Annotated in this window: 10 protein-coding genes; 8 read left to right on the top strand and 2 right to left on the bottom strand. The window is 70.2% G+C overall.

The features are described 5' to 3' along the window. Positions 1-23 precede the first annotated feature (23 nt). From Q9G87_RS40610 to Q9G87_RS40590, 5 genes are all read left to right on the top strand, one after another. Positions 24-1,061: a zinc-dependent alcohol dehydrogenase family protein gene (locus tag Q9G87_RS40610; RefSeq protein ID WP_305921924.1), complete on the top strand. Its 1,038-nt coding sequence runs from the start codon at positions 24-26 to the stop codon at positions 1,059-1,061. A 67-nt stretch (positions 1,062-1,128) separates the two neighbouring features. Beyond that, positions 1,129-2,097 carry an aldo/keto reductase gene (locus Q9G87_RS40605; RefSeq protein WP_305921923.1) on the top strand — a complete coding sequence of 323 codons (969 nt, stop codon included), beginning with the start codon at positions 1,129-1,131 and terminating at the stop codon, positions 2,095-2,097. Between the two features lie 39 nt (positions 2,098-2,136). Continuing rightward, positions 2,137-3,816, top strand: a complete 1,680-nt coding sequence (polX, locus tag Q9G87_RS40600) for a DNA polymerase/3'-5' exonuclease PolX (RefSeq protein WP_305921922.1) — start codon at positions 2,137-2,139, stop codon at positions 3,814-3,816. Between the two features lie 263 nt (positions 3,817-4,079). After that, positions 4,080-5,126, top strand: coding sequence for a sulfite oxidase (locus Q9G87_RS40595; protein ID WP_305921921.1), 1,047 nt, complete (start codon positions 4,080-4,082; stop codon positions 5,124-5,126). 142 nt (positions 5,127-5,268) lie between these two features. Then, entirely contained in the window at positions 5,269-7,053 is a 1,785-nt protein-coding gene (locus tag Q9G87_RS40590) for a wax ester/triacylglycerol synthase domain-containing protein (RefSeq protein ID WP_305921920.1), read from the top strand. On the opposite strand, the gene Q9G87_RS40585 is transcribed toward Q9G87_RS40590, so the two are convergent. Then, entirely contained in the window at positions 6,991-7,548 is a 558-nt protein-coding gene (locus Q9G87_RS40585; protein WP_305921919.1) for a TetR/AcrR family transcriptional regulator, read from the bottom strand. The two genes, Q9G87_RS40590 and Q9G87_RS40585, sit on opposite strands and share 63 nt — an antisense overlap. Before the next feature lie 120 nt (positions 7,549-7,668). Between Q9G87_RS40585 and Q9G87_RS40580 the strand changes: the two genes are divergently transcribed. The 3 genes from Q9G87_RS40580 to Q9G87_RS40570 all read left to right on the top strand — a co-directional run bounded on the left by Q9G87_RS40580 (position 7,669) and on the right by Q9G87_RS40570 (position 10,816). Further along, positions 7,669-8,241, top strand: a complete 573-nt coding sequence (locus Q9G87_RS40580; protein WP_305921918.1) for a TetR/AcrR family transcriptional regulator — start codon at positions 7,669-7,671, stop codon at positions 8,239-8,241. Beyond that, on the top strand, positions 8,238-9,770 hold the full coding sequence (locus Q9G87_RS40575; protein WP_305921917.1) for an MFS transporter: 1,533 nt from the start codon (positions 8,238-8,240) through the stop codon (positions 9,768-9,770). The genes Q9G87_RS40580 and Q9G87_RS40575 overlap by 4 nt, the downstream gene beginning before the upstream one ends. Positions 9,771-9,886: 116 nt before the next feature. Beyond that, positions 9,887-10,816, top strand: coding sequence for an aldo/keto reductase (locus Q9G87_RS40570; RefSeq protein WP_305921916.1), 930 nt, complete (start codon positions 9,887-9,889; stop codon positions 10,814-10,816). 196 nt (positions 10,817-11,012) lie between these two features. Here the strand turns inward: Q9G87_RS40570 and Q9G87_RS40565 are convergent, their stop codons facing one another. Continuing rightward, on the bottom strand, positions 11,013-12,038 hold the full coding sequence (locus tag Q9G87_RS40565; RefSeq protein ID WP_305921915.1) for a polyprenyl synthetase family protein: 1,026 nt from the start codon (positions 12,036-12,038) through the stop codon (positions 11,013-11,015). Positions 12,039-12,207: the final 169 nt, after the last annotated feature.

Here is a 12,207-nt window from a genome sequence, read left to right as displayed (position 1 = left end):
GGCTCAAAGGCTAGGCTGCACAGATGCGAGCGGTTGCGTTTGACATTTTCGGCGGTGAGCTCGACGTGCGCGAGCTGGCCGACCCAGCCCCGGCCGCGCACGGAGCGGTGATCAGAGTCGAGGCGACGGGGTTGTGCCGCTCCGACTGGCACGGCTGGCAGGGGCACGATCCCGACATCAAGGCCCTTCCGCACGTGCCGGGGCACGAGTTCGCGGGCGTGGTCGAGGCCGTCGGGTCCGACGTGCGCGGGTGGCGGGCGGGGGCGCGCGTGACCGTGCCGTTCATCTGCGCCTGCGGCACGTGCGCGTCGTGCGCCGCCGGTGACCAGCAGGTGTGCGAGCGGCAGACCCAGCCGGGTTTCACCCACTGGGGCTCCTTCGCCGAGTACGTCGCCGTCGACCACGCCGACGTCAACCTGATCGCGATCCCCGAGGACATGGCCTTCGCCACGGCGGCCGGGCTGGGCTGCCGCTTCGCCACCGCGTTCCGCGCCGTGTCCCAGGTGGGCGAGGTGCGCCCGGGCGAATGGGTGGCGGTGCACGGCTGCGGCGGCGTGGGACTGTCCGCGGTGATGATCGCGACGGCGGCCGGCGCCCGCGTGGTGGCCGTCGACATCAGCAGCGACGCGCTGCACCTGGCCGAACTGGCGGGCGCCACGCATTTCGTCAACGGGTCGAGAGGAGACGCGGCGGCCCAGGTCAGGGAGCTGACCCGGGGCGGCGCGCACGTGTCCATCGACGCGCTGGGCAGCCCGGCGACGTGCGCCGCCTCCATAGAGAGCCTGCGCCGCCGGGGCCGGCACGTCCAGGTGGGGCTGCTGCCCGGCGGGGCGACGCCGGTGCCGATGGACCGGGTGATCGGCCACGAGCTGCGGCTGCTGGGCAGCCATGGCATGGCCGCGCACGCGTACCCGCCCATGCTGGAGATGATCCGGGGCGGGATCCTGCATCCCGACCAGCTCGTCACCCGCACGATCGGGCTCGCCGACACCGGCAAGGCGCTGGCCTCGATCGGCTCGGTCCCGGGCGTCACGATGATCACCCCCCGGACGCCGCACTGAACGTCCGCTGCCGCAACCGGCCCCCCGTGCCACGTTGTTCCTGTGATGCGCCCCTAGGGTGAGCCGTATGGAATACATGCGACTTGGTGACACGGGCTTGAAGGTCTCGCGGGTGTGCCTGGGCATGATGAGCTATGGTGATCCGGCCCGGCAGGAGTGGGCGCTGCCGCAGGACCAGGCCGAGCCGATCGTGCGCAGAGCGGCCGACGCGGGCGTGACGTTCTTCGACACCGCCGACGTCTACAGCCGCGGCGAGAGCGAGGTCGTGACCGGCAACGTGCTGCGCGGGATCTTCCCCAGGCGCGAGGATTACGTGCTGGCGACCAAGGTCTATTTCCCGATGAGCAGGGGCGTCAACGACCGCGGCCTGTCCCGCAAGCACATCCTCGCCGCCATTGACGCCTCGCTCGACCGGCTGGGCACCGACTACGTGGACCTCTACCAGATCCACCGGTGGGACGACGAGACGCCCATCGAGGAGACCATGGAGGCGCTGCACGACGTGGTCAGGGCGGGCAAGGTCCGCTATCTCGGCGCGTCCAGCATGTGGGCCTGGCAGTTCGCCAAGGCGCAGCAGGTGGCCGAGCGCAACGGGTGGACGAGATTCGTCGCCATGCAAAATCACTACAACCTGCTTTATCGGGAGGAAGAGCGCGAGATGGTGCCGCTCTGCCTCGACCAAGGCGTGGGCGTGATCCCGTGGAGTCCGCTGGCGCGGGGCGTGCTGGCCCGGGCCGGCTCGGCGGCCACCACGACCAGGACGGAGTCGGACGAGCGCATCGACGCCCTGTACGACCCGGAGAACGACAAGCTGATCCTCGACCGGGTGGCGCAGGTGGCGGCCGAGCGCGGGCTGCCGGCTGCCCAGGTCGCGCTGGCCTGGCTGCTGCACCAGCCGGCCGTGACGGCGCCGATCGTCGGGGCCACGAAGGACCGGCACGTCGACGACGCGGTGGCGGCCGTGGACGTGGCGTTGTCGGAGGCGGAGCTGGCCTTCCTCGGCGAGCCGTACCGGCCGCGTGAGGTGCGGTTCTGACCATCCCGGATTGTCGGTCCGAGCCCCTAGGGTTGGGGCATGCGGGCTAATGAGGAGGCGGCGTCGGCGCTGCAGGAATACGCGGAGTTGTTCGCGCTCTGCGGCGGCGACGCCTTCCGGGTGCGGAGCTACCAGAAGGCGGCCAAGGCCATCGCCGGGTTCCCCGAGGACATCTCGGTCGTCGACGTGCGCAATGTCCCCGGCGTCGGCGAGGCGATCGCCAAGAAGATGGAGGAGTTCCTGCAGCGCGGGAGCTTCCGGCAGCTCGACGACCTGCGAGGGCGCGTTCCCGATGGGGTGCGCAGGCTGACGCGGGTGCCGACTCTAGGCCCCAAGACGGCGATCATGCTGTTCGAGGACTACGGCGTCGACTCCACCGACGCGCTGCGCGAGGCGATCTCCTCTGGCCGCCTGGACGGCGTCAAGGGCCTCGGCCCCAAGACCCTGGCCAATCTGCTCAAGGGCATCGAGCAGCTCGAGCAGTCCGGCCGCCGCGTGCACATCGGCGTCGCCATGTCGCTGGCCGAGCAGGTGATGGCCTCGCTGCCGGCCGAGCGGATCGCGTACGCGGGATCGCTGCGGCGGATGAAGGACACGATCGGCGACATCGACATCCTCGCGGTTGCGCCGGAGTCGATCATGGAGGAGTTCCGGGCGCAGCCTTACGTCGCCGACGTCATCGCGGCGGGCGAGAAGAAGACCTCGATCCGCACCACGTCCGGCATCCAGGTGGACCTGCGGGTGGTCCCGGCCGAGTCGTGGGGTGCGGCCATGCAATATTTCACAGGCTCCAAGGAGCACAACGTCGCCATCAGGGAGATGGCGGTGAAGAAGGGCTGGAAGCTCTCGGAATACGGACTGTTCGAGGGCGAGCGGGTGATCGCCGCCGAGTCCGAGGAGGACATCTACGCCGCGCTCGGCATGCGGTTCGTGCCGCCGCCGATGCGGGAGGACGGCGGCGAGGTCAAGGCGGCGCTGCGGGGCGAGCTGCCCGTGCTCGTGGAACTACCCGACCTCAAGGGCGACCTGCACACGCACACCGATCTCACGGACGGGATCGCGTCGCTGGAGGACATGGTGGCGGCCGGGCACGCCCGCGGCTACGCCTACTACGCGGTCACCGACCACGCGCCGGACCTGGCGATGCAGCGGATGACGTTGGACAAGGCGCTGGAGCAGCGGGGACGGGTGGCCGAGCTCCAGCGGAAATACCCGGACATGCGCCTGCTGCACGGCACCGAGCTCAACATCGCGCCCGACGGCTCGGTGGACTGGCCCGGGGAGATCCTGCGGGAGTTCGACGTGTGCGTGGCCTCGGTGCACTCCCATTTCGGGATGTCGCGGGAGGAGATGACGCGCCGTTTCATCGCCGCCTGCGAAAACCCGTACGTGGACATCATCGGGCATCCGACGACGCGGAAGATCGGCAAGCGGGCGGCGGTGGACGCGGACTGGGAGGCTGTCTTCCGCGCGGCGGCCCGCACGGGCACCGCGATGGAGATCGACTCATTCCCCGACCGCTCCGACTTGCCGTCGGATCTGGTGCGGCTGGCCAAGCACCACGGGGTCAAGTTCTCGATCGACAGCGACTCGCACGCGATTCCCCACTTGGCGAACCAGCGGTTCGGGATCGGGATCGCGCAGCGGGCGTGGTTGACGACGGACGACGTGATCAACACCTGGCCCCTGGACCGGCTCCAGGCCTTCCTGGGCCGCTGACCACGCCTCCCGGCCTCCCTATCGTTCCTCGAACGTCTCAACGCCGCGCCTTCATCCTGCCGTCAGCCGCTGGACCTGTTGGACGAGCCTGGCGCCGGCCGGTTCTGCAGGTGGGGGGGCCGGGTAGAAGGGCCCGAGGAGAGCTTGGAACGTTCCCGATGCGATGGGCGGGGGTCCGGGGTCGGCAAAGAGGGATGCCGAAGCCAAGCGAGAGGAGATTAAATGGTTTCCAGGTAGGGAATATCTGTTGTGAGGTGAGATCGATGGAGCAAGCCACTGCGACGATCGTGAAGCCGCTGCCCGACCACCTGTTCCGGGTGCACGGCGCGAGTGCCGAGATGCGGTGGGAGGCCATGTCGGGGCAGGGATACCACACGCCGATCGACCGGTTCTTCGTGCGCAACCACACCTCCACGCCGCTCATCGACGTCACGACCTGGCGGCTGCGACTGCACGGCGCGGGCATCCGAAGTCCGCGCGAGTTCGGCTACGACGAGCTCCGGGCCATGCCGTCCCGGACCTACGACCTGGCGATCGAGTGCGCGGGCAACGGGCGGCGCTTCTACGGCACGCAACAGCACGACCCCGCCCCGGGGACGCAGTGGGGCCTGGGGGCGATCGGGGTCGCACGGTGGCGCGGGGTGCCGTTGAAATACCTGCTCAAGCAGGTCGGCGTGCTTCCCGGGGCCGTGGACGTGTTGCCCTCGGGGCTGGATGCGCCGTTCGAGGATTACGGTCACGTACGCAGGCCGCTGCCGATCGACAAGGCCATGGACGACGTGCTGGTGGCCTACGAGATGAACGGCGAGCCGCTGCCTCCCGATCACGGATTTCCGGTGCGATTGGTGGTGCCGGGATGGGTGGGAATAGCGTCCATCAAATGGTTGGGCGACATCGAAGTTTCCACGACCAAGCTCTTCACTCCGTGGAACACGGTCTTTTACGCGGATGTCACCACGCAGCCCGTGAAGAGCGCTTTCGAGCTCCCCTGGAATGCCGTCCTGCCCATCACCGGGCCGCACATCCTGCACGGCCGGTCCTGGTCGGGGCGCGGCAGGATCGTGCGGGCCGAGGTGAGCTTCGACGGCGGGTTCCACTGGCGCGCGGCCGAGCACCACGGGCATCACCTGGTCGGAGCCTGGCTGCCGTGGCACATCGCGTGGGCTCCCCGCCACACGGGGCGATATGTGCTCATGGCCAGGGCGACCGACGAGACGGGCGCCACGCAGCCCATGGTCACACCCCGGCATCCCTTCGGCTATCACTTCGACGCCGTCGTGCAACACCCCATTCACGTTGTCATCGGATAGGTAATTGTCACCGATCCCGGCTGAGCTGGCGATTTCCTTTACCACGGTCCGGCGCACCTGAATTCATCTGAAAGACTCTCGCGGAAACCTTTCGGAAATGCCCTCATGTGATGCTGCACACACGCCGAAAAAAGGAGAGCAGATGCGCCAGCTGACCGCACTCGACGCTCAGTTCCTCAATGTCGAGACGGCGACCACCGCCGCGCACGTGGCCGGGCTGGCGATACTCGACTCGGCGAACGGGTCGCTCAACCGGGACGCGCTCGCGGAGTTGCTGCTCGACCGGATCCACTTGTCCCCCGCGCTCAGCCTGCGGCTGGCCGAGGTGCCGTTGGGACTGGACCATCCGTACTGGGCGCCCGATCCCGGCTTCGACATCGGCAACCACCTGTTCGAGCTGACGTTGCCCGAGCCGGGGAACGACTGGCAGCTGGCCGATGCCGTGGCGGAGATCCACGCCCGCAGGCTCGACCGGGCGCATCCGCTGTGGGAGATGCATCTGATCAATGGGCTGCCCGACGGGAGGGTGGCCATCTACACGAAGGTGCACCACGCCGCCATCGACGGCATCTCGGGCGCGGAGACCCTGGCCACCCTGCTCGACCTCACCCCAGACGGCCACCTCACCCGCCGCAAGCTCCCCACGACGGTCCAGCCGGTCAGCGCGAACGGCAGCCACGTGCCGAGCGCCGCCCTCCCCGCGGCCGGCCAGCGCGATCACGCCTCCGTCAACGGCCACGTCAAGGCCCTAGCCAAGACAGCCGGCCACGCCAAAGCGTCCGCCAAGGCCACCAGCCATGCCAAAGCGTCCGCTAAGGCCACAGGCCACGCCGAGGGCGACGGCCACGTCAACGGCCGGGCCACCGAGCCAAGCACCGGCACTGCCGACGGCCGGGCCGGCGGGTCATGCGGCGGCGTCCCCGACGGCGACCGGTTACTGCCGGCCGATGGGCACGGGCAGAAGGCGCCCGGGCTGATCGACATGCTGGCCGGCGCCGCCCTGCGCACCGCCACCCACCCCGTCCGCGCCGTGCGATCGGTCGTCAGAGCGGCCGGAGACCTGGACGCCATCCCGCTGGCGGCCACCGTGCCGGGCGCGAAGCTGATCGCCAAGGCCGCACGGGTGGTGGCCCGCGACCGGCCCAACCGCCCCGAGCTGCCGAGCCTCGCCGTTCCCCGCACCCCCTTCAACGGCCCCATCAGCGCCCGCCGCCACTTGTCCTTCGGCTCGCTGTCGCTCAAGGACGTCAAGAAGGTGGCCACTTCCAACGGCATGAGCGTCAACGACGTCGTCATGGCCCTGTGCACGTCGGCGCTTCGCTCGTGGCTGCGCGAGCGCGACGCGTTGCCGGAGGCGCCGCTGATTGTCGCCGTCCCGGTCGCGGTCCGTACGGCCGACGCCAAGGACCTGGTCGGCAACCAGATCTCCGCGATGATCGCCCCCATGCCCACCAACGTCTCCGACCCGCACGAGCGCCTGCAGGCGGTCGGCGCGACCATGGGCCGGGCCAAGCGGCGTTTCGCGCTGGCGCCCGCGACCTGGCTGAGCGAGCTGTGCTCGGTGCTGCCCGCTCCGGTCACGAGCCTGGCCACGCCGGCGATCTTCCGGCTGGCTGGCATGGCGTTCCCGCCGATCAACCTGATCATCAGCAACGTGCCAGGACCGCAGTTCCCGCTGTACCTGTGCGGCGGGAGGGTGCTGTCGTACTATCCGCTGTCCGTCCTGACCGACATGAGCGGCGGCCTGAACATCACCTGCTTCTCCTACGACGGCATGCTCGACTTCGGCATCGTCGCCTGCCCCGAGCGCGTCGACGACGTGTGGGGCCTGCTTCGGCACCTGCGTACGGCGCTGGATGAGCTGCTAGACGAGCGAGTGGGCGATGAGTTCCGCGACGGCCTCGGGGTCGATCTGGTGGCCGGTTAGCTGCCAGAGGTTCTCCTGGTAGAGCAGGATGGCGGCGAACGTGGCCGCCGCCACCTCCAGCCTGGCCGCGTCGCCCCGCGCTCCGGGCAGCGCCAGCTCCAGCGCGAACCTGGCCCGCCTGATCAGCTCCCCGTTGAGACGGCTGAGCCGTTCCTTGACCGAGCCGTGCGTGTCGGCCTCGCGGAACAGGATGCGCCGCATCGCCGGTGAGGCCCGCAGCGGCAGCCCGCGTGCGAGCCTGGCCAGCGTGCCCGCCGGGTCGCCGGGGACCGCGTCGACGTCGCGGCCCTCCTCGATGTGCGTACGCTCATTGACGAGAGCGACCAGTACGTCGATCTTGCGCGGGAAGTAGTCGGAGATCAGCCCTTTGGGCACTTTCGCGAGCCTGGCGATGACCGCAGTCGGAGTGGCCTCGTAACCGGAGCCCGCGAACAGCTCCTCTGCCGCGTCCAGGATGCGCGTTCGCGCGTCACCCGTCACCACAGCACGAACCATAACCCCACCTGCGGCTTCATCGCCATGCCGGGAAGCGTGGCGCTTTCCTGTCCTCCCCACTACGAGGCATCTGTGTATCATATGAGACAGATTTGTCTCAGATGATACGGGGGTGTCAAGATGGCGATGAGCCGGGAGCAGATCATGAGGGCGGCGATCCAGCACCTCAACAGGGACCCGTCCGCCTCCATGGCGCAGCTCGCCGATGCGGTCGGGATCAGCAGGGCCACGTTGCACCGGCAGTTCAGCAGCCGCGAGGAGCTGATGCTGGCGCTGGCCCGCCGCGGCCACGACGAGTGGGAGCGCGTGCAGCTGGCCGCCGGCCTGGACGCCGCGAGCGCCTCAGAGGACGGGGCGAGGCTGGAGAAGGCGCTGAACGCGCTGCTCACCGGCCTGATCGAGGTCGCCGACGAATACGGCTTCGGCCTCACCGACTACGCACTGGCCGTCCACCCCGAGTTGTCGCGCCGCGTCGAGGAGCTGGAGGAACGCGAGATCGCGTTCTACACCGCCGCCCAGCGCGCGGGCCTGCTGAGCGCCCAGCTGCCCGTCCGCTGGATCAGCGACGCCGTCTACGGCCTGCTCGTGGCCGTGCGAGACGGCCTGCGCCGCGGCGACATCGCCCGCCGGGACGCCCCCCGTCTGCTCCTCGAGATGTTCCTGCACGGCGCCGCACCCCGGAGGCAAGCATGACGATCACCACGTCGCCGGTCTCGGCGAAGCGGCGATGGGCCGGCCTGGCCGTGTTGTCGGCCGCCGTGCTGCTCGTGGTCATGGACATGACCGTGCTCAACGTCGCGCTGCCCGCCATCTCCGAGGACCTGCGGCCCAGTTCCATCGAGCTGTTGTGGATCGTGGACGCGTACGGGCTCGTGCTGGCGGGGCTGCTGGTCACGGTGAGCGCGCTGGGCGATCGGTGGGGTCGCAAGCGGATGTTGCTGACCGGGTTCGCGGTGTTCGGGCTGGCCTCGCTGGCGGTGCTGGCGGCGGACGCCCCGGCGGAGGTGATCGCGGTGCGGGCGCTGCTCGGCGTCGGCGGCGCCATGATCACGCCGTCTACGCTGTCCATGATCCGTAACTTGTTCCCCGACCCCGGCGAGCGGGCCAAGGCGCTGGGCATATGGTCGGCGATGGCCGCGGTGGGCGCCGCGTTGGGACCGATCCTGGCCGGGCTGCTGCTGGAGCGTTTCACGTGGCATGCGGCGTTCCTGGTGAACGTGCCGGTCATGGCGGCGGCGATCGGCGCGGGGCTGGTGCTGCTGCCCGAGTCCAGGAACCCCAGCCCCGGCCGCTGGGACGCGCTCGCCACGGTGTTGTCGATGGCCGGCATGGTGACGCTGGTGTACGCCGTCAAAAGCTTCGGCAAGTACGGCCCCGCCTCGGCCGGCGCCCTGCTGGCGACCGCGGTCGCGGCGGTGACACTGGGCTGGTTCGTGCTGCGCTGCCTGCGCCGGCCGGATCCGCTCCTGGAACTCCGGCTGTTCCGCAGCGGCCCCTTCTCCGCCGGGGTGACGACGGCGCTGACCACCGCGATCGCGATGGGCGCGGTGTTGTTGCTGCTCGCGCAGTGGATGCAGCTGGTGCAGGGCTACTCGCCGCTGGAGACGGGCGTGCGGCTGCTGCCGGCGGCGCTGGCCGCGCTCGTGGCCTCGCCGCTGGCTCCGTCGCTGGCGGCCAGGATCGGCGCCCGTACGGTGCTGGCGGGCGGGCCGGCGGTGACGGCGGCGGGGTTCCTGCTGCTCTTCCTGGCGCCGGCGCCGCTGGACTACTGGCCGGTGGCGGGCGCGCTGACGCTGATCGGCATCGGGAACGGCGCTCTGGCGATCGCCTCCGCGGTGATCATGTCGGGTACGCCCGCGGCGAAGTCGGGCAGCGCGGCGGCCATCGAGGAGACCAGTTACGACATCGGCGGGGCGCTCGGCGTGGCCGTGCTCGGCAGCGTGGCGGCTGCCGTCTACCGCGGCGGGCTGGACTACGACGGGCCGGCCGCCGCGGTCGCGCGGGAGTCCCTGGGCGGCGCGATCGACGTGGCCAGGGAGCTGGGCGCGGAAGGCTTTCAGCTGAGCGCGGAGGGCGTGCGGCTGGCCGAGCAGGCGATGGCGGCCTTCACCCACTCGCTCGCTCTGACCAGCGGGGCGGGCGCGGCGTTGATGCTGGCCGGCGCGGTGCTGGTGTGGTTGCTGACGCCGCGCGGCCTCGACCTGTCCGCCGGTCATCGCTGAGCCGCATCCGAGGCGCGCCGCTGCGCGGGGCCGCCGGGGACCGACGCGCCGACCAGGCAATCGCGTCATCGGAGTGCCATCGAAGCCTCCTCATGGGATGCGCGGATAATGGCGGGATGAGATCAGTAGGTACCACGGACCTGTCCGTTTTCCCGATAGCGCTCGGCACCAATGTCTTCGGCTGGACGGCGGACAAGGAGACGTCGTTCGCGGTCCTCGACGAGTACGTCGAGAACGGCGGCAATTTCCTCGACACCGCCGACGTCTATCCGTACTGGGCGACCGGCGACTCCGCGTCCGAGATGATCATCGGTGAGTGGCTGGCCCACCGGCACAACCGCGACTCGCTCGTCCTGTCCACCAAGGTCGGCATGCTCGAAGGGCTCCGGGGCCTGGCCCCGGCGACCATCCGCACGGCGGTCGAGGACTCGCTGCGGCGGCTCCGTACCGACTACATCGACCTTTACTGGGCACACGTGGACGACCACGACACGCCGATGGTGGAGTCGCTGGCCGTCTTCGACGCGCTGGTGCGCGAGGGCAAGATCCGCTACGCCGGCGCGTCCAACCACAGCGCCGCCCGGCTGGCGGAGGCACTCAAGATCTCCGACGAGGAGGGGCTGGTCAGATACGTCGCGCTGCAGCAGGAGTACAACCTGGTCGAGCGTGGCTACGAGGGCGAGCTGCGGGATGTGGTGGCCAAGGAGAGGCTCGGCAGCACGCCGTACTTCGGGCTGGCGCGCGGTTTCCTGACCGGAAAGTACGCGCCCGGCGTCACCGTCGAGAGCCCGCGGGCGGGCAAGGCCGGCGAATACCTGGCCACGGAGCACGGGCGGCGCACCCTGGAGGCGCTGACCAAGGTGGCGGCCGAGCGTGTGGTCCACCCGGCCTCGGTGGCGCTGGCCTGGCTCGCCGCCCAGCCGACGATCACGGCGCCGATCGCCAGCGCGCGCAGCGTCGAGCAACTGCAGGCCCTGATCACGGCCGCCGAGCTGACGCTGAGCGCGGAGGAGCTCGCCCTCCTGGACGAGGCCTCCCGCCCCTGACCGCACCCCGCCGGGGTGGGCTCGTCGGCAGGCCGGTGCGCCAAGGAACACACGCACCGGCCACCGCCCCGCCCGCTGGACGCGCGCCCGACGCGCCAAGCGCACGACAAAGGCGAGCGGCAGCACGTGCGGCCGAAGGGACCGGTGCAGCCGAAGGCGGATGCGGGGTGGGGAACCGAGCCCGTCGGGGCATGGGTCAGTGGGTGCGGTTGACTAGAGCGGCGCAGAGGGTGCGGAGGTCGGTGGCGTTCGGGAGGCAGGCGTCCAAGGAGTCCAGGGCCGCCGACACATACCGGTCGGCCATGGCCTGGGCGGCGGTGCGGCCGCCGGCCTCCTCAACGAGGCGGGCGGCCTGTCGTACCGACTGCTCGTCCTTGACACCGGCCGACAGGACGGCCGACAGCTCACGGGCGGCCGGCGAGTCGGTGGCGAGGGCGGCGAGGACCGGTAGCGTCTTCTTGTCGCGCCGCAGGTCGTTGTGGACCGGTTTGCCGGTGATGCGAGGATCGCCCCAGATGCCGAGCATGTCGTCGGCGATCTGGAAGGCCACACCCAGGTCGCGGCCGACGGCCCACATCCGGTCTGCGACCTCGGGCGCACCCCCGCCCAGAGCCACGCCGGCCGCCGCGGCGGCCCCCAGCAGGCTGCCGGTCTTGCCCGCGGCCATCTCCGTGTACTCGCCGATGGTGACCTCTTTGTGCCCGCGCCAGGGCCGGTTCTCGAAGGCCATGTCGGCGCTCTGCCCGTGCACGAGCTCGACCAATGCCGCCGACAGGAATTTCATGGCCTCCGGCGTCCCGGCGAGCTGCTGGACGGCCAGGGCGAGAAGCGCGTCGCCGGTGAGCAGCGCAGGCCCCACGCCGTACGCCTTCCAGAGCGCCTCGCGGTGCCTGCGCCGCTCGTCGTGATCGATGATGTCGTCGTGCGCCAGCGAGAACGCGTGCACCAGCTCCACCGCGACCGCCGCCGGCAGCGCCGACTCGGCCGGGGCTCCGACCGCCTCGGCGCTGAGCATGGCGAGGGCAGGCCGCACGCCCTTGCCGCCGTCCCCGTGGTACGGCCTGCCATCCGCGTCCGACCAGCCCAGCGCGAACGCGGCCATCCTGGCGCCCCACGGATGCAGGACCGAGACGGCCTCGCGGAGCGCCGGCTCGAGCAGACGCCGGTAACGCTCCATGACGCCGCCGCCCAGTGGGCCGGCGGGCGGATGGCTGAGATTCAAACGGAACTCCTACCCAAGTACGATCTTGAATCTACATGCATAAGCATGTGATACTCCACCTCAACGGTTGACATTTGTCAGGAAATGTCCGTGATGTGAGACGGACACCGTATGCGATGGAGGAAAAACAGTGGCGATTGACGCCGCTCCCACCAGAACGTTGCCTTTC

Origin of the sequence: Nonomuraea turcica (assembly GCF_030718205.1) — a bacterium.
Taxonomy (GTDB): domain Bacteria; phylum Actinomycetota; class Actinomycetes; order Streptosporangiales; family Streptosporangiaceae; genus Nonomuraea.
This window is presented reverse-complemented; position numbering and strand designations above follow the sequence as displayed.

Excerpts from the sequence above, each read along its gene's own strand:
- Q9G87_RS40610 (WP_305921924.1), top strand. The coding sequence starts at position 24 with ATGCGAGCGGTTGCGTTTGACATTTTCGGCGGTGAGCTCGACGTGCGC.
- Q9G87_RS40605 (WP_305921923.1), top strand. The coding sequence starts at position 1,129 with ATGGAATACATGCGACTTGGTGACACGGGCTTGAAGGTCTCGCGGGTG.
- polX (WP_305921922.1), top strand. The coding sequence starts at position 2,137 with ATGCGGGCTAATGAGGAGGCGGCGTCGGCGCTGCAGGAATACGCGGAG.
- Q9G87_RS40595 (WP_305921921.1), top strand. The coding sequence starts at position 4,080 with ATGGAGCAAGCCACTGCGACGATCGTGAAGCCGCTGCCCGACCACCTG.
- Q9G87_RS40590 (WP_305921920.1), top strand. The coding sequence starts at position 5,269 with ATGCGCCAGCTGACCGCACTCGACGCTCAGTTCCTCAATGTCGAGACG.
- Q9G87_RS40585 (WP_305921919.1), bottom strand. The coding sequence starts at position 7,548 with ATGGTTCGTGCTGTGGTGACGGGTGACGCGCGAACGCGCATCCTGGAC.
- Q9G87_RS40580 (WP_305921918.1), top strand. The coding sequence starts at position 7,669 with ATGGCGATGAGCCGGGAGCAGATCATGAGGGCGGCGATCCAGCACCTC.
- Q9G87_RS40575 (WP_305921917.1), top strand. The coding sequence starts at position 8,238 with ATGACGATCACCACGTCGCCGGTCTCGGCGAAGCGGCGATGGGCCGGC.
- Q9G87_RS40570 (WP_305921916.1), top strand. The coding sequence starts at position 9,887 with ATGAGATCAGTAGGTACCACGGACCTGTCCGTTTTCCCGATAGCGCTC.